This window comes from Fulvimarina pelagi HTCC2506 (assembly GCF_000153705.1).
Lineage (GTDB): Bacteria > Pseudomonadota > Alphaproteobacteria > Rhizobiales > Rhizobiaceae > Fulvimarina > Fulvimarina pelagi.
Genome location: NZ_DS022272.1, coordinates 2,702,556 through 2,724,556 on the forward strand (window position 1 = coordinate 2,702,556; position 22,001 = coordinate 2,724,556).

The 22,001-nt window shown below is 61.7% G+C and carries 18 protein-coding genes; 5 read left to right on the top strand and 13 right to left on the bottom strand.

Annotation, left to right across the window (positions count from 1 at the left end; all coding sequences use genetic code 11):
• Window positions 1–55: 55 nt before the first annotated feature.
• The 4 genes from phnE (FP2506_RS12720) to phnD form a co-directional block, all read right to left on the bottom strand.
• A complete protein-coding gene (phnE, locus tag FP2506_RS12720; RefSeq protein WP_007067919.1) occupies window positions 56–868 on the bottom strand; it encodes a phosphonate ABC transporter, permease protein PhnE in 813 nt (270 codons plus the stop codon).
• The gene (gene phnE, locus FP2506_RS12725) at window positions 865–1,677 is read right to left on the bottom strand and encodes a phosphonate ABC transporter, permease protein PhnE (protein ID WP_007067920.1); all 813 of its coding nucleotides are present in this window, start codon (window positions 1,675–1,677) and stop codon (window positions 865–867) included. Before phnE (FP2506_RS12725) ends, phnE (FP2506_RS12720) begins: the two co-directional genes overlap by 4 nt.
• On the bottom strand, window positions 1,674–2,492 hold the full coding sequence (gene phnC, locus FP2506_RS12730) for a phosphonate ABC transporter ATP-binding protein (protein WP_007067921.1): 819 nt from the start codon (window positions 2,490–2,492) through the stop codon (window positions 1,674–1,676). Before phnC ends, phnE (FP2506_RS12725) begins: the two co-directional genes overlap by 4 nt.
• A 111-nt stretch (window positions 2,493–2,603) precedes the next feature.
• Entirely contained in the window at window positions 2,604–3,551 is a 948-nt protein-coding gene (phnD, locus tag FP2506_RS12735; RefSeq protein ID WP_007067922.1) for a phosphate/phosphite/phosphonate ABC transporter substrate-binding protein, read from the bottom strand.
• Window positions 3,552–3,861: 310 nt separating this feature from the next.
• On the opposite strand from phnD, the gene FP2506_RS12740 reads away from it, so the two are divergent.
• Both FP2506_RS12740 and FP2506_RS12745 read left to right on the top strand, forming a co-directional pair.
• Window positions 3,862–4,434 carry a sigma-70 family RNA polymerase sigma factor gene (locus FP2506_RS12740; RefSeq protein ID WP_007067923.1) on the top strand — a complete coding sequence of 191 codons (573 nt, stop codon included), beginning with the start codon at window positions 3,862–3,864 and terminating at the stop codon, window positions 4,432–4,434.
• On the top strand, window positions 4,431–5,189 hold the full coding sequence (locus tag FP2506_RS12745) for an anti-sigma factor (protein WP_007067924.1): 759 nt from the start codon (window positions 4,431–4,433) through the stop codon (window positions 5,187–5,189). Before FP2506_RS12740 ends, FP2506_RS12745 begins: the two co-directional genes overlap by 4 nt.
• Before the next feature lie 61 nt (window positions 5,190–5,250).
• Here the strand turns inward: FP2506_RS12745 and FP2506_RS12750 are convergent, their stop codons facing one another.
• Together FP2506_RS12750 and FP2506_RS12755 are read right to left on the bottom strand one after the other, a co-directional pair.
• Window positions 5,251–6,003: an SDR family NAD(P)-dependent oxidoreductase gene (locus FP2506_RS12750; protein ID WP_007067925.1), complete on the bottom strand. Its 753-nt coding sequence runs from the start codon at window positions 6,001–6,003 to the stop codon at window positions 5,251–5,253.
• A gap of 145 nt (window positions 6,004–6,148) precedes the next feature.
• Window positions 6,149–8,428: a transglycosylase domain-containing protein gene (locus FP2506_RS12755; protein ID WP_007067926.1), complete on the bottom strand. Its 2,280-nt coding sequence runs from the start codon at window positions 8,426–8,428 to the stop codon at window positions 6,149–6,151.
• Window positions 8,429–8,766: 338 nt separating this feature from the next.
• Here FP2506_RS12755 and FP2506_RS12760 point away from each other — a divergent pair, with 338 nt between their 5' ends.
• Complete coding sequence (locus FP2506_RS12760; RefSeq protein ID WP_007067927.1) at window positions 8,767–9,564, top strand: SDR family NAD(P)-dependent oxidoreductase; 798 nt, start codon at window positions 8,767–8,769, stop codon at window positions 9,562–9,564.
• Between the two features lie 80 nt (window positions 9,565–9,644).
• On the opposite strand, the gene FP2506_RS12765 is transcribed toward FP2506_RS12760, so the two are convergent.
• Both FP2506_RS12765 and FP2506_RS12770 read right to left on the bottom strand, forming a co-directional pair.
• A complete protein-coding gene (locus FP2506_RS12765) occupies window positions 9,645–10,472 on the bottom strand; it encodes an alpha/beta fold hydrolase (protein WP_007067928.1) in 828 nt (275 codons plus the stop codon).
• 121 nt (window positions 10,473–10,593) lie between these two features.
• Window positions 10,594–11,427 (bottom strand): MipA/OmpV family protein, encoded by an 834-nt coding sequence (locus tag FP2506_RS12770; protein WP_007067929.1) that lies wholly within the window; start codon window positions 11,425–11,427, stop codon window positions 10,594–10,596.
• Between the two features lie 391 nt (window positions 11,428–11,818).
• On the opposite strand from FP2506_RS12770, the gene pyc reads away from it, so the two are divergent.
• Window positions 11,819–15,277, top strand: a complete 3,459-nt coding sequence (gene pyc / locus FP2506_RS12775) for a pyruvate carboxylase (protein WP_007067930.1) — start codon at window positions 11,819–11,821, stop codon at window positions 15,275–15,277.
• Window positions 15,278–15,317: 40 nt separating this feature from the next.
• On the opposite strand, the gene purD is transcribed toward pyc, so the two are convergent.
• Window positions 15,318–16,589, bottom strand: a complete 1,272-nt coding sequence (purD, locus tag FP2506_RS12780; RefSeq protein WP_040489889.1) for a phosphoribosylamine--glycine ligase — start codon at window positions 16,587–16,589, stop codon at window positions 15,318–15,320.
• Window positions 16,590–16,769: 180 nt separating this feature from the next.
• On the opposite strand from purD, the gene ubiA reads away from it, so the two are divergent.
• Window positions 16,770–17,753, top strand: coding sequence for a 4-hydroxybenzoate octaprenyltransferase (gene ubiA, locus FP2506_RS12785; protein WP_007067932.1), 984 nt, complete (start codon window positions 16,770–16,772; stop codon window positions 17,751–17,753).
• Between the two features lie 33 nt (window positions 17,754–17,786).
• On the opposite strand, the gene FP2506_RS12790 is transcribed toward ubiA, so the two are convergent.
• From FP2506_RS12790 to crtY, 4 genes are all read right to left on the bottom strand, one after another.
• Window positions 17,787–17,981, bottom strand: a complete 195-nt coding sequence (locus FP2506_RS12790; RefSeq protein ID WP_007067933.1) for a hypothetical protein — start codon at window positions 17,979–17,981, stop codon at window positions 17,787–17,789.
• A gap of 209 nt (window positions 17,982–18,190) precedes the next feature.
• Complete coding sequence (locus tag FP2506_RS12795; protein WP_007067934.1) at window positions 18,191–19,249, bottom strand: phytoene/squalene synthase family protein; 1,059 nt, start codon at window positions 19,247–19,249, stop codon at window positions 18,191–18,193.
• Entirely contained in the window at window positions 19,246–20,775 is a 1,530-nt protein-coding gene (locus FP2506_RS12800) for a phytoene desaturase (protein ID WP_007067935.1), read from the bottom strand. The genes FP2506_RS12795 and FP2506_RS12800 overlap by 4 nt, the downstream gene beginning before the upstream one ends.
• Window positions 20,772–21,950, bottom strand: a complete 1,179-nt coding sequence (gene crtY / locus FP2506_RS12805) for a lycopene beta-cyclase CrtY (protein WP_007067936.1) — start codon at window positions 21,948–21,950, stop codon at window positions 20,772–20,774. Before crtY ends, FP2506_RS12800 begins: the two co-directional genes overlap by 4 nt.
• Between the last annotated feature and the right edge of the window lie 51 nt (window positions 21,951–22,001).

Below are 22,001 nucleotides of genomic sequence, written 5' to 3' on the forward strand. Positions count from 1 at the left end.
GACCGTCTTTCAAAGCAGAATACCAACGAGGTCTCGCTACCTGAGGGATCTTCACCTAGATGATCGCTCGGCGCACCTTCGATGAGACCCATTCGCTGACAATAACGGTCCCCAAGATCAAGATCAGGATCGTTGTGACTTGGCTCCAGGCCAGCGTATTGAGGGAAGCCTGCAGCTTCAATCCTATGCCGCCGGCCCCGACGAGGCCTAGAATCGTGCTCTCGCGGATATTGATATCCCAGCGGAAGATCGAGATGCTCCAGAAGGCGGGCGTAATCTGCGGCACGATCCCAAAGCTCAAGATCTGTGCGCCGCTGGCACCGATTGCCGAGACCGCTTCCACCTGCCGGTGATCGATTTCTTCGATCGCCTCGTAAAGCAGTTTCCCGATGAAGCCGATCGACCTGAGCGCAATGGCGACAATGCCGGCGAGCAGGCCCGGCCCGATGATCGCGACCAGCAACAGCGCCCAGATCAGGGCATTGATGGATCGCGAAGCGACGATGATGAACAGCGCGACCGGCCGCAGGAAGGTCGCTGATGGCGTCGTATTCCGGGCAGCGAGGAAGGCGACAGGCACAGCCATGACAACGCCGCCGACAGTGCCGAGCGTCGCAATGTTGATCGTGTCCCAGAGCGGAACCATTAGTTCCGGAATATAAGCAAGGCTTGGCGGAAACATGCGCGAGCCAATATCCGCCGCCTGCCGCGGTGCATCGGTGACGAAGTACCAGATCGTATTCGCCGTCATCAACTGCCAACACCATATGAACAGTGCCACGAGCGCCACCCAGCCGGTCCATCGCAGCAGCCGGCTTTTCGGCGTGCGATGGGTCCAAAGCTCGGAATAATGGCTGATCTCGCTCACTGTAGATACTTCCGAATGGTGCTTGAGCCATATTCAGCGATGAGGACGAAGCCGCTGATGATGAGCAGGATTGCGCCGGCATCGTCGTATTCATAGCGGTCGATCGCCGTGTTGAGCGTCGCGCCAATGCCCCCGGCGCCGACGATGCCGATAACCGAAGATTCGCGGAAGTTGATATCGAGACGGTAGAGCGAAAGGCCGATCAGGCGCGGCATCACCTGAGGCTGGACAGCGTAGTTGACGAGTTGGAACCAGGACGCTCCCGTCGAGCGGATCGCCTCGGCCTGGCGCGCATCGATTTCCTCGATATCGTCGGCGAGGAGCTTGGCAAGAAAGCCTATCGTGGCGAAAGAGAGGGTAAGGAACCCCGCGAAGGGTCCAAAGCCGAACATGGCGACGAGGAAGATCGCAATGATGATCTCCTGCAGCGCCCGGCTGACGGCGATGATCGAGCGGCAGACGTAGTAGACAGGCGCGGGCACTAAATTACGAGCCGCGCCGATGCCAATTGGCACGGATATGAGAACGCCGACGACCGTAGAGGTCAGCGTCATCGTCAGGCTTTCGGTGAGGCCGCGGACGATCTCGTTCCACCGGCTGGTGAAGTCCGGCTGGAGAAAGCCCATCACGAAGCGCTGCCCGCGTTCGAGACCGATATAGACGCGCTGCCAATCGACATCGATCGAGAGCGAGGCAAGGATTAGATAGAGGACGATGCCGCCGTAGAGCGCATAGCGCGTGGTGCGGGTGGTGAAGACCTGGGGCGGCCGGCGCCAGGTCGATGGATAGTTCGTTGCTTCCGCCGTCATGCGATCTCGGCCAATTGCCGATCCGTTTCGGCGTCGGCCTCCTGCTTCTCCTCGTCCTCCTTGCGCATCGTGTTCCAGTCTACAGCGCCGTAGATTGTCGTCAGCGCGCTTTCAGTCAGGTCGGACGGCGGCCCATCGAACACAATCTCGCCGGCCCGCAAGCCGACGATACGCTGCATGAACTGCTTGGCGAGCGGCACGTCGTGAATGTTGACGACGGCCGGAAGATCGCGCTCTGCGCAGATTTCGGTGAGAAGCCGCATGATCTGGCGGCTGGTCTTGGGGTCGAGGCTCGCCGTCGGCTCGTCGACCAGAAGAAGTTCGGGCTCCTGTGCCAGCGCGCGGGCGATGCCGACGCGCTGGCGCTGACCGCCGGAGAGGGCATCCGCCCGCTTATCAACATGGTCAATCAGGCCGACGCGGTCGAGAAGCTGGTACGCGCGCTGGATGTCCTTTCCGGGAAACCGGCGCAGCAAGCTCCTCCAGAAAGAGACGTAACCGAGCCGGCCGGAGAGAACGTTCTCCATAAGCGTAAGCCGTTCGACGAGGGCGTATTCCTGAAAAATCATACCGATCCGCCGCCGCTGGCGGCGAAGTTCGGCGCGGTTCAGACCGGCAAGATCGATGTCTCCAAGCATGATCGAACCAGAACTCGGTTCGACCAGGCGATTGACGCAACGGATGAGTGTCGATTTTCCCGCGCCGGACGGGCCGATCAGGCCGAGGATCTGGCCTGTAGGCACTTCGAGGGAAACCCCGCGCAGTGCGGTATCTCCTGTCTTGTATGTCTTCGTTAGCCCTTCGATTCGCAGCATCGGCGGCCCCGGTTCCTCCTCGAAAGGCCGTTCGACGCGACCCCTTAGTCATTCGAACCGGCGAACGGGAACTACTGTCCACCGGAACGATCGGATATTGCGAACTGCGGACTACTGGCAGTTATATTCGACACCGTTGGCTTCATCGATTTGCCGGATAACTGCCCAGTCGTCCTTGAAGTTGATCGGGATGAACTTGTCTTCGCCGTTCTTGCCGAATTCCTCAGCGAGTGCGGAGCCCTCCCAATCGAAGCTGAAGAATGCTTCCTTTATCTTCTCCTGAAGCTCCGGCTTCAGGTTGTAGACCGTGCCGTAACCGGTAGTCGGGAAGGTTTCAGAGGTATAGACAATCTTCAGCTGATCCTCGCTGACCACGTCGCGTTCCAGCATGCGGGCCTTTACCGAATTCGCGATCGCGGCGGCATCGTAATCCTTGTTGGCGACGCCAAGCACCGAATTGTCGTGCGCTCCGGAGAAGGTCGTCTCAAAGTCTTCGCCGGCCGTCAGATCAAATTCCGACTTGAGGATCGCCGATGGTGCTTTGAATCCAGAATTGGAAGTCTCGGACGTAAATGCGACGGTCTTGCCTGCAAGGTCCGCCGGCGCCTCGATCCCCGAATCCGGATGGGTGATGATCTCCATCTCGTAACCGAACGAGCCATCCTCGGACGCCATGATGGTGAAAGGACGAAAACCGGCGCAGGCGACCGCAATCGGATTTCCACCGGTATTCACACCTGCGACGTGAAGCCGGCCAGCGCGCATCGCCTCAATCTGTGCGGCGTTGGACTGGACCGGGAAAAACTGGACTTCCTTGCCCGTGGCTTCGGAAAGATGGTCGAGGAAACCGGCCCACGCTTCTTCGTAGACCGCCGGATCTTCAACCGGCGTATAGGAGAAGATAAGCGTGCCGGGGTCGATCTGCTCAGCTTCGTCTTCCGGAATGTCGGCGATCAGATCGCCATCCTGATCCTGATAACGGTCGCTCAAAGTGAACTGAGCCTGAGCCGGAAATGCAATTCCGACGGCGGCGATGGCCGCGATGACGAGCGTCTTCATGGTTTCTCCCGTTTCATTAGAACCGCCCCGGCACTTAACGATGCCTTATGACAGACCAGTAACAGTTCAGTTCCCATGCGACCAGATGGCATGGGCCTCCCACGCGATCAGCGTGACGCAGTGAGCATTGCGGCGCAAGAGCGATGGTGCCAAAAGAAGGGCATGCGAATGTCTCCTTCATCCGCGACGAACCTCTCGCATCTGTCCACGGTCCCCTTATCTCGGGGGCCTGTTGCAAGGCACGGTTCAAACCGGTTGACTTCCTGCGTCCAAACTTGTTGGCCTCTTTTCCATGTGAGGGAGAGCGGGCATGGCGGACAGATCGAGTGGGGAGGCAGAGGATGCGCGCAGGCACCTCGTCGAATGCCTTCGCCATGTCGCGGCCGGCGACAAGGCTGCGCTCAGGGAAGTCTACGACCGGACACAGGCGAAGCTTTTTGGCGTCGCCTTGCGTATCTTGAACGACCGGAGAGAAGCCGAGGATGTTCTGCAGGACGTCTATCTCTCGGTCTGGATGAAGGCTGCCGATTTCGACGCCAATCGAGCAAGTCCGATCACATGGCTCGCGACGATCGCACGCAATCGTGCGATTGACCGTGTTCGCCAGATCGGGCGGCGCGACGAAAAAGACATCGACTCGGCCCTTGAGGTGGCCGACGACTCGCCCGACGCTTTCGCGCATTTGAGCGCCGAGGACGATCGTAAGCGTCTCGACGTATGCCTCGATGAGCTCGACGAAAGGACGGGCAATGCCATTCGTACCGCCTTCTTCAGTGGGAAAACCTATCAGGAGTTGGCGGACAAAGCCGAGGTTCCGCTTGGAACGATGAAGAGTGTCATCAGGCGCGGCCTGATCAAGCTGAAGGGGTGTCTCTCCCGATGAGCGACGTTCACGATCAGCCGGACGCCCAGCCGGATCCGGCAGCCGAATACGCCGTCGGCGTGCTCAGCGGCGCCGAGCGCCGTGCGGCTGAACGCCGGATGCGCGAGGACGGCACGTTCGCGGCGAATGTGGTCTGGTGGGAGAATCGACTGGCTCCGCTGCTCTCGCAAGTTCGGAGCATCGATGCGCCCGCCGTGGTTTGGGACCGTATCAGCGCCGATATCGATCGGATCGCACGTGTGAACGGCACTTATCTGAATAGGTTGCAGGAGGGCAAGCCGAAGCGCCGCGGCTTCGCTGGGGTCTCGCCGATCTGGCGCACGCTCGCCGGCGCAAGTTCGCTTCTCGCAGTCGCAGCTCTCGTTGCGCTGGCGATCCTCATCCCTCCACAAGGTTTCGGTCCCGGCACGCCAGACGGCTCGCCGATGCTCGCTGCGCGTCTCGCTTCCGAGACAGGCGAGACCGTTTTCACTGTTGTCGTCGACCTGAAAAACCAGACTGCGACGCTCATCCCGGTCGACGGGATCAGCGACCAAGACCGCGTCCCCGAACTTTGGCTGATCGAGGAGCAGACCACGGGTCCGCGTTCGCTCGGCCTGATCCAGGCCGGCCAGCCGATCACGCTGCCGCTGCAGGAGGTCGCTGAAAGCGCTTCGGGTTCGACGCTCGCGATTTCGCTCGAGCCACAGGGCGGCTCTCCGACCGGAGCGCCCACGGGCCCCGTCGTCGCCACGGGCGCGCTCGACCGGATCTGACGTTGAGTATGGTACGGCAGCGCACGCCATGCCTCCGTCGTGTCGAATTGCCGGGAAGGTTTCAGATCGAACCGGCTTCGACCATGTAGTTGTTGGCCGTGCACATCGCCGCATCGTCCGAGGCGAGGAAAAGCACCATCCGCGCCACGTAGACTGGATCGATCAGGTCCGGCAGGCACTGGTTCTTCCGATGGTTCTCGATCGCCTCCTCGGTTACCCAAAGCTCCTTCTGGCGCTCGGTCATCACCCAGCCCGGAACGACCGTGTTGACGCGAATGCGATGCGGCCCAAGATCGCGCGCAAAGGCGCGGGTCATGCCATGAACGCCCGCTTTCGCGGTCGTATAGACTGGCATGCCGCCGGCTTTTTCCCACCATGAATTCGAGCCCATATTGACGATCGAGCCCTTGCCAGCCTCGATCATGTGCGGCGCGACCGCCTGGGTCGCGAAGAACATGTGCCGGATATTCGTCGCGATCCGCTCGTCGTAATAGTCCGGCGTGACGTCCTTCCAGTCGTGCCGGTCGTCTCGCGCCGCGTTGTTGACGAGGGCGCAGGGGGTACCGATGCGCTCGGTCAGCGCGTCGATCGCCGGCTTGATCGAGGTGGCTTCACGCAGATCGCAGAACGCGAAGGTCACCCGCTCGCCGAGTTCGCTCGCCAGCGCTTCGCCGCCCTCCCGATCGAAATCGAGAAAGCCGACCTTGCTTCCCTGATCGGCGAACGCGCGCACGATCTCGGCGCCGATGCCCGACGCGCCGCCCGTGACAAGAACGGCCGCGCCTGCGAGGCTCGGATAATTGGCGAATGTCATTGTCCCCTCCCGCGAATGATTGCCATTCGATCAGCAACGAACGGCGCGGCGGTTCTAGCGGACGAAATGCTTTCTCGTCCATCGGGACAACGTCGCATCGGAAAAGCGTGACCGGCCAGGAACCTAGATGGCTCTCAGCAACGGGCTACATCCCGAAAATGCTCTCCAGCAGCGAGGGGTTGCGCACCCGGCCCTGAACGCTCACACCCGGCGGCGGCGGCGTGTCGAAGACCCGTCCGCGACCATCGGCCGTGCGCTGGCCGCCGCCGACGTCTTCCGGCGGGATTTGTCCGGCCGGCGCGTAGTAGGGATCGCCATTCTGGCCCATCGAAGGATCGTAGAAGCCGCCGTCTGAGCCATCGGCAACCAGTGGCGCCTGAGGTCCACCGATCTCGTAACCACCCGGCAGCGGCGAAGCTGGGATGCCATCGTGAGCGGCGGTCATGAATTCGTTCCACGCCTCCGCGGGTAGGGAGCCGCCGGTCACTTGCCTCATCTTCGCGCCATTGTCGTTGCCGAGCCAGACGCCGGTCGTGAGGTTCGAGGTGTAGCCAATGAACCAGGCATCCTTGTAGTCGTTGGTCGTCCCGGTTTTGCCAGCTGTCTGCCAGCCGTCGAGCTGGGCCCGGCGGCCCGTGCCGGCGCTGACGACCCGCGATAGCATTGCGTTCATCATCGCGACTGTATCGGGCTCGACGATGACCGGGGGAACTTCTGCGCCGCGCTCCCAGACGACCTTGCCGCTCTCCGTCGTCACGCGATTAACGAGGTGGGGTTTGGCCTCGTAGCCGCCGTTCGAATAGGGAACGAAGGCGCCCGTCAACTCCAGCAGCGAGACCTCGGCCGTACCGAGAGCGATCGCGGCGTTGTCGCCGATTTCGGACTTGATGCCCATGCGGTTGGCGGTCTCGATAACCGAGGCGGGGCCGACGGCATCAATAAGCTGCGCCGCGATGGTGTTCAGCGATTTCTGCAAGGCGACCGCGATCGTCACCGGCCCGCGATATTTGTTGTCGTAGTTCGAAGGCGTCCAGTTGCCGATCTTGACCGGCGCATCGTTGAGAACGGTCTCCGGCCGCCACCCCTGCTCCATGGCCGTCTGGTAGACGAATGGCTTGAAGGACGAGCCGGGCTGACGACGTGCCTGAAATGCTCGGTTGAACTGGCTTTGCGAATAGTCGACGCCGCCGACAAGTGCGCGGATCGCGCCCGTTCCGTCGATCGCGACGAGTGCACCTTGGGATACATTCTGTTTCGCGCCGTTGACCGTCTGCTTGACGACCTTCTCCGCTGCTTTTTCGAGATCGAGATCGATCGTCGTCTCGACGATTACATCCTCCTTCACCTCGCCGATGAGGTCTTCCAGATCCTCCATCACCACGTCGGCGGCGTAGTTCTCGGCGCCGGTCCAATAGCTCTTCGCCTTCGTCGGTTCCTCGGCCTTGGCGGAGGCATATTCGGCCTCGGTGATGAAGTTCTCCTCGCGCATCGCAGCAAGGACCACGTCCGCGCGATCCTTGGCGGCCTCGGCATCACGGGCCGGCGAGAGGCGCGAAGGAGCCTTAAGAAGGCCGGCGAGAAGCGCTGCCTCGTGCAACTCGACCTCGGACGCGCTCTTGTTGAAATATCGCCGAGCCGCCGCTTCGACGCCGGTCGCGCCGGAGCCGAAATAGACCCGGTTGAGATACATCTCCATGATTTGGTTCTTGGTGAACTTATGCTCCAGCCAGACAGATAGGATCGCTTCCTGGATCTTGCGCTGCATCGACTGTTCGGGACTGAGGAAGATGTTTTTGGCGAGCTGTTGGGTCAGGGTCGAGCCGCCCTGTACGGTGGCTCCAGCCTGATAGTTCTCCATCGCAGCGCGCGCGATACCGATCGGATCGACGCCGAAATGCTCGTAGAAGCGGCGATCCTCGATCGCCATGACCGCCTGGGGAATCCAGGGGCTCATCTCGTCGAGCGCAACTTCCTTTCCTCCGGTGAGGCCGCGATTGGCGATCATCCGTCCGTCGACCGAGACGATCTTGACGTTCGGCGGGCGATCCGGGATCGCCCAGGCCTCATTCGGAAGCTTGACCGCGAAATAGCCGAGAAGAACCGCGAGGCCGAGCGTACCCCATACGGCGAGCGTAAAGCTCATTTTGAAGAAGTGACCGAAGAAGGAGCGCCTGCGTCTGCCATTTCCGCCGCCGCCACGGCCTCCTCCGCCCGAACCGGACCGGCCGGATTGCAGCCTGGATCTTTGAAAGCCGAAAAAGGAGCGGCGCTCTTTTGGCGCTTGGCGGGATTTTTTGCGCGAGCGATCGTTCGCAGCCATCGGCATGGCGCGATCGTCCGCAGTCACGCGAAGATCGTCGCCGTTCTGCTTTTCGAACCCGCCATCGAAGCTCGGCTCAATCCGTTCCTGCCGTCTGGCTGCCATCAGCGTGGCCCCCGCTCATCAATCGATGCGATCCGGTCTGCCGTATCGACCTGCGTCTAGACCGTGCAGCGTTGATTGCGCCGGTCGGATCGCTTCCCCTCGCCCGTCTTTCGCAGCGAGACGAGAAACCGCTCGATGCGCCCCTATGGCGGACGCTTTTCTTTCCAAACTTTAAATGCGGCGATTTAACGGGACCTGAACCAAATGTGGCGGCCGCGGCCAAGCTTCGGGACATCGAGAGTTGCAGCGTCCACGATTCACGAACGGTGTTGCGCCGCAACCTTCGGCTGGCCCGCGGGTTCGCTTAGCGAATTGAGCACCGCCAGAATGGAGACAGCATGCATATCGATCTCAGCGGAAAGACGGCTCTCGTCACCGGCTCGACTGCAGGCATCGGCCTTGCCAGTGCAGTCGGTCTTGCGAAGGCCGGCGCCAAGGTCATCATCAATGGGCGCGGTTCGGATCGCGTGGAGGAAGCCGTGCGCAAGGCGGTGAACGCCGCGCCCGGTGCAGATATTTCGGGCGTCGCGGCCGATCTGTCGAGCGCGGAGGGGGTCGACAAGCTGGTAGAATCGGCCGGCGACGTCGACATCCTCGTCAACAATGTCGGGATCTTCGGACCACAGCCCTTCTACGAGGTGGACGACGCGACCTGGGAGATGTTCTTTCAGCTCAACGTCATGTCCGGCGTGCGGTTGTCGCGCGCGCTGCTGCCGAAGATGACCCAGAAGGGATGGGGCAGGATCGTCTTTCTCTCTTCGGAATCGGCGCTCAACATTCCGGCCGACATGATCCATTACGGGTTCACCAAGACCGCCGTCCTCTCGCTTTCGCGTGGCCTAGCCAAATTTGCCGCGGGCACCGGCGTTACGGTGAATTCCGTCCTCCCGGGCCCGACCTATTCGGAAGGTGTCGAGAACATGCTCGAAGACATGGCGAAGGAGAAGGGAATCTCGATCAAGGAAGCCGGCGTCGAATTCGTGAAATCCGCACGGCCGTCCTCGATCATCCAGCGTCCGGCGGAAGTCGAGGAAGTAGCCAATATGGTTGTCTACGCCTGCTCGAAGGAAGCCTCGGCCACCTCCGGCGCAGCACTTCGCGTCGACGGCGGCGTGGTGGACTCGATCGTACCGTGAGAAACACAGAGCCGCAAACGAAAAGCCAGCCGATATCGATCGGCTGGCTTTTTGCTTATCGTTAATGATGCATCCGCCGTTCAGTTCGTGGCGAACTCCGCAATGTCGTTCACCAGCCGATCCTGGCTCGTATAGTGAAGGCCGTGCGGTGCGCCGTCATAAGCTTTTAGTTCGGCGACGGGGAGCATCTCGACAGTTTTCTTCGCCGAAATGTCAAACGGTACGATGCTGTCGCCGGTGCCGTGAATGACGAGAGCGGGGACGTCGAAGGACTTGAGGTCCTGGCGGAAATCGGTCTCCCCGAATGCATTGACACAGGCGATCGTGGCTCGCAGTGAGCCCATCATCGCCATTTGTTGCGTCCAATCCAGATAGGCTGAGGAAACGGCGTCCGAGCCATCGTCGACGCCAAAAAACTGCTTACCGAAACCGGCTAGAAAGCCGGGCCGATCCTTCTTGAGCGCGTCGACGAAACCATCGAAGGTTTCCGCCGAAAGGCCGTCCGGATTGCTCTCGTCCTCTGCCATGTAGGGCGTAACGGCCGAGACCAGCACGGCTTTGCCGACCCGCCGGCCGTTCGGCTGGTGCCGTGTCATGTAGCGGGCGACTTCTCCGCCGCCCATGGAAAAGCCGACAAGAACGGCGTCTTCAAGCTGCAGGTAGTCCATGATATTGGCGAGGTCGTCTGAAAACGTATCGTAATCGTACCCCGCTGTCGTCTGTTCGGAACGTCCAAAGCCGCGGCGATCATAGGCTACGACGCGGAAGCCGCGATTGACCAGTTCGTTCGCCGTATAGGCCCACATATCCGCGTTGAGCGGCCAGCCGTGCACAAGGACGATGGGCCGGCCCGTTCCCCAGTCGTTGAAGAAGAGGTCGACATCGTCGTTGGTCGTCAGGAAGGGCATCGCGAACCGTCTCGTTAAACAAGCAATCGGTCCGAGAATGCATAAAGGCCCCGCATCGTTGCGAGGCCTTGGAAGACGCGGTCCGAAAAAGGTTTGCGAACCCGAGGGCGGACTATAAGCCTTACCAGAGATCGAGCGAGAAGCGCTTCGAAACGCCGAGGCCAAAATAGTACTGATCCTCGTCGCCAGCCTTCTTTGTAATCGGTGAATCGGCCGCATCGCCGACAAGGCGGTTCCAAGAGGCATCGGCGCTGACGAAATAGTCGGTGAAGATCTCGTAGCGCGCCTCGGCCTTCACGCCTACGCTCGTGAAGCCGCCATCGGCATCGTAGACGTCGAAACGACCATTCGAACGAGCGAACTCGTCAGGGCTGACCGAAAAATAGTCGTCGGCATAGTCCGAATCGGCAAAGGTCGCGGTCGGACCGGCCTTCAGGACCAGCTGTTCCGTAGGCCGGGCGATGAGGTTCGCGCCGATATCGCCGGTAAAGCCCTCCGCGCCGTTGAAGGCATAGCGGACGGCGCCATAGATTTCGGCGTAGTCCCATTCGTAGCCAGCCTTGATGCCAAGCTCGTAAGTCTCGTCGACGGGATCGAGACCGCGCAGATCCCGGAATTCGGCTGGATCACGTTCACCGACATAGTTGAATGAGGGGCCGATCGATAGACCGCGCCCGTCGCGACCGCCGAAGGAACCAAGGCCCGGCAAGCTGAGGTACTCGACCGACAGGATCGGATAGGCCGAAACGAGGTAGTCGTCCGAGCTTAGATATTCCGGCTGAATTGCACCGCCGACGCCGAGTTCGAAGACAAAATCGGTATCTCCATAGTCGTAGGCAGCCGGCACGGGCGGAACTGGATTGGGCTCGTACGGGGCATAGACGTCTGCCGCTCCGGCCTGAATGATCGTGGCAAGGAGGATTGCGGTGACCGAGGCGGCGAGACGCATGCGCATGTCCTGATACTCCAGCTTGCAGCGATTCTTCTGTTTGGTCCTGACCGAAGCTTCTTCGCTGTTTCCCGGGACCGGTCGCTACTTGACCTCAAGTCTGAATGGGCCCGCCCGTGAGCGCAATTCACACCAGGGGTGAAAATGACTGCGCGGCGAGCCTTTCAGCGAGTCCGTTGCATCGAAGGCACAAATCATTACCGCTTCGTTAAGCTCAGGCTGACCGATACGGCACGAACACACACCGAACGGATGCGATTTTTTCACCAGCCACCGGATCGCGGATACCTGTTCGCACTTGCGAAACAATGCCGCTCGCAGCAATGTAGCGCGAGTTTTGGGCAGGCGGCCGGCCGCATTTCGCCGACCGCCATCCGTAGCATGGAGTTCCCCCCGCGTGCCGATCCGTAAGATTCTCGTCGCCAACCGCTCCGAAATTGCCATTCGCGTCTTCCGCGCTGCCAACGAACTCGGCCTCAAGACCGTCGCGATCTGGGCCGAGGAAGACAAGCTGGCGCTGCATCGTTTCAAAGCCGACGAGAGCTACCAGATCGGGCGCGGACCGCATCTCGACAAAGAGCTGGGACCGGTCGAAAGCTATCTGTCCATCGACGAGGTGATCCGGGTCGCAAAGCACGCGGAGGTCGATGCGATCCATCCGGGCTACGGTCTTCTATCCGAAAGCCCGGAATTCGCCGATGCCTGCGAAGAAAACGGCTTCGTCTTCATCGGCCCGTCCGGCGACACGATGCGCAAGCTCGGCAACAAGGTCGCCGCGCGCAATCTCGCGATCGAGGTCGGCGTGCCCGTCGTGCCCGCGACCGAGCCGCTGCCTGCCGACAAGGGAAGGGTGCGGGAGATGGCGGATGCCGTCGGCTATCCGCTGATGCTCAAGGCCTCCTGGGGCGGCGGCGGACGCGGCATGCGCGTCATCCGCTCGGCCGACGAACTCGAACGCGGCGTGACCGAAGGCAAGCGCGAGGCGAAGGCCGCCTTCGGCAAGGACGAGGTCTATCTGGAAAAGCTCGTCGAGAAGGCCCGCCACGTCGAGGTGCAGATCCTTGGCGACAAGCACGGCACGGTCGTCGACCTCTTCGAACGCGACTGCTCGATCCAGCGTCGCAACCAGAAAGTCGTGGAGCGCGCGCCGGCCCCCTATCTCAACCACGAGAAGCGCCGGGAACTCGCCGGCTATGCCCGCAAGCTGGCCGACGCGACGAACTATGTCGGCGCCGGCACCATTGAATTCCTGATGGATGCCGATACCCAGGAATTCTACTTCATCGAGGTCAATCCGCGCATCCAGGTCGAGCACACCGTCACCGAAGAGGTGACCGGCATCGACATCGTGAAGGCGCAGATCCACATCCTCGACGGCGAGAAGATCGGCGATCCGAAATCGGGCGTCCCGAGGCAGGAGGACATCAAGCTGAACGGGCACGCGCTCCAGTGCCGCATCACGACGGAAGACCCGGAGCACGAGTTCATCCCGGACTACGGCCGCATCACCGCCTATCGCGGTGCGACTGGTTTCGGCATTCGTCTAGACGGCGGCACCGCCTATTCGGGCGCCGTCATCACGCGCTTCTACGATCCGCTTCTCGAAAAGGTCACCGCCTGGGCTCCGACGCCCGAGGAGGCGATTCAGCGCATGCACCGTGCCCTGCGGGAGTTTCGTATCCGCGGTGTCGCGACGAACCTTACCTTTCTGGAAGCGATCATCGCGCATCCGCGTTTTCAAGACAATTCCTACACGACGAAGTTCATCGATCAGACCAAGGAACTCTTCGATCAGACCAAGCGTCGCGACCGTGCGACCAAGCTCCTCACCTATCTTGCCGATGTGACGGTGAACGGCCATCCCGAGACCAAGGGTCGGCCGAAGCCCTCCCACGACCACGCTCGGCCCGTCGTGCCGCGTTTTTCCGATCCGATCGTCGATGGCACGCGCCAGACTTTCGAAGAGCTTGGGGCGCAGGGTTTCGCCGACTGGCTGCGCGCCCAGAAGCAGGTCTTCGTGACCGACACGACCATGCGAGACGCCCATCAGTCGCTGCTCGCAACCCGCATGCGTACCCATGATATCGTGCAGATCGCTGAGTCCTATGCGCGAGGCCTGCCAAATCTCTTTTCGCTCGAATGCTGGGGCGGCGCGACTTTCGACGTCTCCATGCGGTTCCTGACCGAAGACCCCTGGGAGCGGCTGGCCAGGATTCGTGAAAAGGCTCCAAACATCCTTCTCCAGATGCTGCTGCGCGGCTCGAACGGCGTCGGCTACACGAATTATCCCGACAACGTGGTGAGGCGCTTCGTGGCAGAGGCTGCCAAGGGCGGCGTCGATGTTTTCCGCGTGTTCGATTGCCTCAACTGGGTGGAGAACATGCGCGTTTCGATGGACGCGGTGATCGAGTCCGGCAAGATCTGCGAAGGCGTCGTCTGCTACACTGGCGACATCTTCGATGCCGAGCGCTCGAAATACGATCTCAAATATTACGTCGAGAACGCCAAGGAAGTGCGGGATGCCGGCGCCCACATCCTCGGCGTCAAGGACATGGCGGGGCTCCTCAAGCCCGGCGCCGCGCGGGTGCTCTTCAAGGCGCTGAAGGAAGAGGTCGGCCTGCCGATCCACTATCACACGCACGATACTTCGGGCGTTGCCGCGGCGACCGTGCTCGCGGCGATCGAGTCCGGCGTCGATGTCGTGGACGCAGCGATGGACGCCCTCTCCGGCAACACCTCGCAGCCCTGTCTCGGCTCGATCGTCGAGGCGCTCAAGCATTCCGACCGCGATCCCGGTCTCGACGCCGAAGCGATACGCCGGATTTCGTTCTACTGGGAGGCCGTTCGCAATCAGTACGCCGCCTTCGAAAGTGATCTGAAAGGCCCAGCCTCCGAGGTCTATCTCCACGAGATGCCGGGTGGACAGTTCACCAACCTCAAGGAACAGGCCCGCGGCCTCGGCCTCGAGACGCGCTGGCACGAGGTCGCTCAGACTTATGCCGACGTCAACCAGATGTTCGGCGATATCGTGAAGGTGACGCCATCCTCCAAGGTCGTCGGCGACATGGCGCTGATGATGGTGAGTCAGGACCTCTCGGTGTCCGACGTCATGTCCGGCAAGGACATCTCCTTTCCAGACTCCGTCGTCGCAATGATGCGCGGCGATCTCGGGCAGCCGCCCAAGGGCTGGCCGGCAGACATTCAGAAGAAGGTGCTGAAGGGCGAGAAACCTTCGACGGCCAGGCCCGGTTCGCTCCTCAAAGAAGCCGATCTCGATGCGGAGAAGACCGAGCTGGAGACGAAGCTTGGGCGCGATGTCACCGGTCAGGAGTTCGCATCCTATCTGATGTATCCGAAGGTGTTCGTTGAGTTCGCCAAGACCATCGAGAATTACGGTCCTGTCTCGATGCTGCCGACCCCGTCCTATTTCTACGGCATCGAGCAGGACGAGGAGATCCTAGTCGACATCGAGAAGGGCAAGACCCTGGTCATCCGCTGCCTCGGCTTCGGCGAGACCGACGAACAGGGCGACTGCACCGTCTTCTTCGAACTGAACGGACAGCCGCGCCGCGTGAAGGTTCCCGACCGAGCGCACGGCGCAGCCGGCGGGGCCGCGCGTCCGAAGGCCGATGCGGCGAACGAGAACCATGTCGGCGCGCCGATGCCGGGCGTCATCTCCACGCTTGCCGTCTCGAAAGGTCAGCAGGTGAAGGCGGGCGATGTGCTTCTGTCGATCGAGGCAATGAAGATGGAGACCGCGATCCACGCCGAGAAGGATGGGAAGATCGAGGAGGTTCATGTCTCGGCAGGATCTCAAATCGATGCGAAGGACCTGCTGGTCGTCTTCGCTGCCTGAGCTCGGGAGCGACTTCAGCCCGAACGACGAAAAGGCTCGTCTACCCCTCTTCGCGCATTATGGCGCGGTGGCCGATATCGGATCGCCAGAAACCGTTCGGCCATTCGACACCAGCCAGGACGTCATATGCCTTGCGCGCCGCCTCGTAGACGCTCACGCCCGTTGCCGTCACGTTGAGAACGCGCCCGCCGGTTGCCTTCAGCGTGTCGCCTTCGCGCGCGGTTCCGGCATGGAAGATGAAGGCGTCGTCGCCGGTCAGTGGAAGCGCCGCGATGGGCGTACCCTTTTCATATGAGCCGGGGTACCCGTTCGAGGCCATCACGATTGTGACCACCCTATCGTTCGACCATTCCGGGTCGACACCCGAAAGGTCGCCCTTGGCGGCAGCGAGGAGCACGGGCAGGAGATCGCTCTTCAACCGCATCATCAGAACCTGGCATTCCGGATCACCGAAGCGGACATTGTATTCGATGAGCTTCGGGCCTGTGTCAGTTAGCATCAGGCCGGCATAGAGGACACCCTTGAACGGCGCGCCGGCCTCGGCCATGCCGCGCATGGTCGGCTCGACGATCTCGCGCATCACTCTGTCGACCTGAGCCTCGCTCATCCCGATCGCAGGAGAATAGGCGCCCATCCCGCCTGTGTTCGGCCCACGATCACCATCGAAGACGCGCTTGTGGTCCTGAGCGGTACCAAAGAGGACGGCACGGGTCCCATCGCAGATGCAGAAGAGGCTGGCCTCCTCGCCTTCAAGATATTCCTCGATCACCAGTTCGGCACCTACGCCACCGAATTCGCCCTCGAAGCAGGCGTCGATCGCCGCGACAGCCTCGGCCCTGCTCTCGGCGATTGTGACGCCCTTCCCGGCAGCCAACCCATCCGCCTTGACGACGATTGGACCGGCCCGATCCTCGATCGCGGCGCGTGCGTCGGGCGCGTTGTTGAAGCGCTTGTAGCGCGCCGTCGGGATGTCATGCAGCGAGCAGAGATCCTTGGTGAACCCCTTGGAACCTTCTAGGCGAGCCGCCGAGGCCGACGGTCCGAAGACTGCGATAGCCTCGGCCTCCAGCCGATCGGCGAGTCCGGCGACCAATGGCGCCTCGGGACCGACGACGACGAGGCCGATCGCCTTGTCCTTGCAGAACGCGACGACTGCGTCCTGATCAGCAATATCGAGGTCGACAAGGCTCGCGCACTCGTCGATGCCTGGATTGCCGGGTGCCGCATAGAGCGTTCCGAGTTCCGGCGACTGGGTGAGCTTCCAGGCGAGCGCGTGCTCCCGGCCACCCGATCCGATGAGGAGTACGTCGATCGCCATTTTGTCTCCGTTTTCGCGGGGCGCGGGCGTAGTCGCCCTCAGCGAACGCGATACGAAGTGCGGCGAGCACGGGTCAAGTCGGGTCTCGCGAAAGGCCTTTGATGATGGAGAAAATTCAAGGCACGGAGAGGAAAAAGCTTGACTGACGCGGTTCGAACACGCTTTTTCCGAAGGATGGCGAATCCCGAACCCAGCTATCTGGCCGAGAAGAACCGCGTCGCCGACGCCCCTTCAGAGAACTGGGTCTACCGCTATCTGCCACAGGCGCTCTGGCCCTACGCGCAACTGGCGCGATGGGACCGGCCGATCGGCTGGCAGCTTCTGATGTGGCCCTGCTGGTGGTCGGCGGCGCTGGCGCCCCTCGCCGCTCCGACGACGGCAGTCCATATGGGCCTGCCGGACCTTTCACACCTTTTCCTCTTCCTCGTGGGTGCCATCGCCATGCGCGGCGCCGGCTGCACCTATAACGATCTTGTCGACGAGGAGATCGACGCGTCCGTCGCACGCACGCGCTCTCGACCGCTTCCGTCCGGCCGCATCAGCCGCCGGGACGCCAAGCTATTCATGGTTGCGCAATCCCTCACCGGGTTTCTGGTGCTCGTCCAGTTCAACCCCTTCGCGATCCTTCTCGGCATAGCCTCGCTCGGCGCCGTCGCGATATACCCTTTCTTGAAACGCTTCACCGACTGGCCGCAACTTGGCCTCGGTCTCGCCTTCTCGTGGGGCGCGCTCATGGGTTGGGCGTGCTACTGGGGCAGCCTCTCGCTCGCCCCGGTGCTTCTCTATCTCGGTTCGATCCTCTGGGTGATCGGCTACGATACGATCTATGCCCATCAGGACAAGGAGGACGACGCGCTGGTCGGCGTCCGTTCTACCGCCCAACTCTTCGGCGCGAAGACAAAGCAGGCGATCGTCCTCCTCTATGGAGGCGCGGTCGTCCTCTTCTTCCTGGCATTCGCCTTCACAGGCAACGGCGTCGGCTGGCCGGCCTATCTCGGCCTCGCGCTTGGCGCTGGCCAGATGGGCTGGCAGATCAGAAGCCTCGATATCGACAATCCCTCCGAATGCCTGCGGCTGTTCAAGTCGAACAGCGCATTCGGCTGGATCCTTTTCTTCGGGCTGGTCTTCTCCGCACTCTGGTCGATCAGCGTTGCCTGACGCGCAGCGGACAGCCAGATGCTCTGAAGTAGCTTAGGCCTCGGCAATATCCGATGGCTCGCAACGATAGCGCTGCAGCGTCCATTTCGGCCGGCCTTTGAGATGTTCGACGGCGGCTGCTTGGCCGAACATCGCGCATTGCATGAGGGTACCCTGAAAGGAGACGTTCTCGCGATGGCAGTCGCTTGGCTCGGCTTTCAGGCAGAGAAGAAGGGTCATGGCGATCATGGCGAAACCTCGTTCGCGTGGCGATTATCGCCGATCGACCTCCCATTTGGATCGACGGGGTTGGTCCGGATCGTCCACCCCTATTGTCCCCCGGACGTTAACCACAGTAAGAAAAATCTCGCAGCGCACAATCCTAAAATTTAGGCATGCAAAACATTTGTGCAGCGCGGTATGACGCTTCGCAAGTCATGGTTCAATGTCTGACAAAGTCAGGCCGATAGACCTGTTGTGGGCGCATCACCGAGCTCAAGCAGTCGAGGACGCGTCCAGAGCTCCGGCGGCCGAACGCCGCGCCTGCTTGAGACACGTGATCCCATCGTCCAACCGACACCCTTGAAGGCGTGCAGGAACTTGGTCGCCGCGCTTGTCGATGAACGATCGTCCCAGGCTTGACTTCCACGCCGGCGGATGACGGTCCCGATCTCACGGTAGACGCCAAGCGCAGTCGCGACGGCCCATGCGGCACGAGGCGGCAGCGCGGCTAGCCCCTTCGAGGCCGACGCGTAGTATGGCTCGGCCAGATCGAGGAGACGCAGAGCGAACACCGCTGCCGCCTCCCGATTGCGCGGGTGGTGGATGGCGCTGCCCGGGACGCCAGCCGCATCGAGCCATGTCTTCGGCACGTAGACCCGTCCGGCCTCGCCGTCGTCGACTATGTCACGTGCGATATTGGTGAGCTGAAAGGCCATGCCGAGGTCGCAGGCTCGATCGAGGGTCAGCGTCAGGTCGAATTTCGAACCGTTTTCGACCCTGATGCCCATGACCCGCGCCATCATCACGCCGACGACACCTGCGACCCGGTAGCAATAATCGAGCGTATCCTCAATCACCTCGTAGACCCGGCCGTCGACATCCATCCGGAAGCCTTCGAGGTGCGCGGTCAAGAGCGATTCCGGCAGCTCATGCCGCAGGGCGACATCGCCGATCGCGTCGAATGGTGCTTCGCCCGTGGATCGGCCTCGAACCGCCGCAAGGGTCTTGGCCTCGAGTTCATCGAGACGTGCGCGATCGCCGGCTCGGTCCCGGCGGCCTGGCTGGCGAAAACCAAGGATCTGGTCATCGACCACATCGTCGCAATGCCGGCACCAGGCATAGAGCATAAGCGCGCTGACCCGCATCTCCGGATCAAACAGGCGGGCGGCGGCAGCGAAACTCTTCGAGCCTTGCGCGATCGTCGCTTCGGCTTCGGCGGCCAGCGCGGCGCGCTCGCGCTTTTCGAACGGAAGGCCGCCGACGATCGGTACGTCGAGGCGGTCGGCGAAACTCATGCAGGCACGCACGCGAGACCCGCGTCCTCGATCATCAGGCCGGCAGTCGCCTTGGCCGAACCGACGACGCCCGGAACGCCGGCACCTGGATGCGTACCAGCCCCGACGACGTAGAGGTTGGGAATCTGATCGTCGCGATTGTGAGGGCGGAACCAAGCGCTCTGCGTCAGTACCGGATCGAGCGAGAAGGCCGAGCCGAGATGGGCGTTCAGTTCGGTCTTGAAATCAGCCGGGGTGAAGATGCGGCTGGTGACGAGATCGTCCTTCAGGCCGGGGATGTACAGCTCTTCCAGATAGTCGAGGATCCTGTCGCGATATTTCGGCCCCTCAACCGCCCAATCTATATCGGCGTTACCGAGATGGGGGACAGGGGACAGAACGTAGAAGGAGCCCATGCCCTCCGGCGCGAGCGAGGGATCGGTGACGCACGGGTTATGGAGATAGAGCGAGAAGTCGCCCGCGAGCTCTTTGCCCTTGAAAATCTCGTCGATCAGCGGGCGATAGCGCGGACCGAAACAGACCGTGTGATGGGCAATGTCCGGCCGGTGGGTCTTCAGGCCGAAATAGATGACGAAGAGCGACATGGAAAAGCGCTTCTTCTTCAGCGAATTGCCGTGCTTTTTGCCGCGCTCGCTGCGACCCATCAGCTTGGCATAGGTGTGGACGACGTCGGCATTCGAGGCGACGAAGTCTGCGGGAAAGGTTTGACCGCCCTTAGTCGTCACGGACTTCGCGCGCCCGTTCTCGATCGCGATATTCTCGACCTCGGCATTCACCTCGATCCTCCCGCCAATGTCGGTGAAGAGCTTGGCCATGCCGCGGACCAGCGCGCCGGTGCCGCCGCGCGGGAAGAAGACGCCCCATTTGCGCTCCAACGCGTGGATGAGCGCGTAGATCGAAGAAGTGGCGAACGGATTGCCGCCGACGAGGAGCGAGTGGAAGGAAAAGGCCTGCCGTAACTGGTCGTCCTCGATGAACTGGGCGACCTTCGAATAGACCGAGCGATAGGCCTCGAGCCGAACGAGCTGGGGCGCTGCCCGCATCATATCCTTGAAATTCAGGAAAGGGACGGTGCCGAGCTTTTCGTAACCCTCGTGGAACACGTCCCGCGAATAAGCGAGGAAGCGGCGATAGCCCTCGACATCCTTCGGGTTCTTCGCGCCGATCTGGCGGTCGAGATCCTCCTGATCGTCTGCATAGTCGAAGACGAAGCCGTCTTCCCAGGCGAGACGGTAGAAAGGCTTGACGGGAAGCAGTTCGACATAGTCCGAAAGCTTGGCGTTCGCCGTCTCGAACAGCTCTTCGAGCGCGGAGGGGTCGGTGATCACGGTTGGGCCGGCATCGAAGGTGAAGCCCTGATCCTCGTAGACGTAAGCCCGTCCGCCGGGCTTGTCGCGCTTTTCGAGAAGCGTCGTTTGGATACCGGCCGCCTGAAGTCGAATCGCAAGCGCCAGTCCGCCGAAGCCTGCTCCGATAACGACTGCGGTCTTTGTCTTGTTAGGAAGGTCGCGCGGCATCTGGTTCATGCGGGCGCTCCCTCGACAGAACTCGGGGAAAGAACTTTGAGCGCGCTGATAACACTGACCGGCGGCTTGCCGGTGAGGATCCGCACCTTGTCACCTCGGGTCAGCCGCGCAGCGTAGAACCGCGACACCAATGGTTCGGGCAGGCGATAAAAATGCTGGAGGATGACATAACGTTTCAACGGATCACCGGCGAGATAGAGAAGGCGGTTCAGCATACGGAAGAAGCCGCGCCGCTTCCACGTTGCGACCGAGTGGCGGCGTGTCGCAGCATAAAGGGTTGCGGCCGAATAGTCCGGCAGGCCTGCAATCAGATCGGCGAGATACACGGCGTCCGGCAAGGAATACCCAGTCGTCGGGTGGAAAAGCGCAGCGTTGAGGCCGCTGGATGGGACGCCCTGCTTCTCCTCCCAGAAGGCCTCGATATCGCCGGCGAGCGCGATCGGCAGGACACCATCTTCTTCGCGAACGACTTTCCCCGCAGGCCAGCCCTTCGCCGCCCGGTAAGCCGCGATGTTGCGCCGGATCGTTCCGCGATCGAGGGCGTCGCCATCGGCATAGTAGGTGTCCTCGACCAGCAACCGCGTCGGCGTCATGGGAAGAAGATAGACGAACCGATAGCCGTCCGCCTGGGGGACGGTAGCATCCATGATGACCGGTCGGGCAACGCCGTGCGGTGCCTCGAATTCGATCTCCTGACCGAGAAACTTCTGAAAGCCGAGCGTGAGGTGTTCGCTCGATCGGTAGCCGCGCCCGTCAATCACCGAGCCGGCCTCGATCACTTCGCCGTTTTCGAGTCGCACCTTGCGCGCCGTGACAGAAACGGCCGGACAGCCGGTGCGGATACGCAAGCCGAGACGCGTCGTCAGCCTTTCGCGAAATAGATCCGAGGACGCGCTCAAATACCCCGTCGAGAGATGACGATGGCGGTCGGGGAATTGCACCTCGTTGGTGGTCCAGCGATGAGCGACGAAAGGCGCGATCCACCGATGAGCGGCGGGTGTAAGGTCGTGTTCGTGAAACGACCATGTGTGGTTGCCGCCAGGCGCCTCACCGGCTTCGAGGACGACGATGCTGAGATCCGGCCGCAATTCGGCAAGCCGCCAGGCGATCAGCCCATTGGCAAGTCCACCGCCCACAAGAGCAATGTCGACCTTCTGTTTCGCAGAAGACGTCAATCCCACACGGCCTCGTCCGTCTCAAGCGTGAACATGTTCTTTCGTCCAACC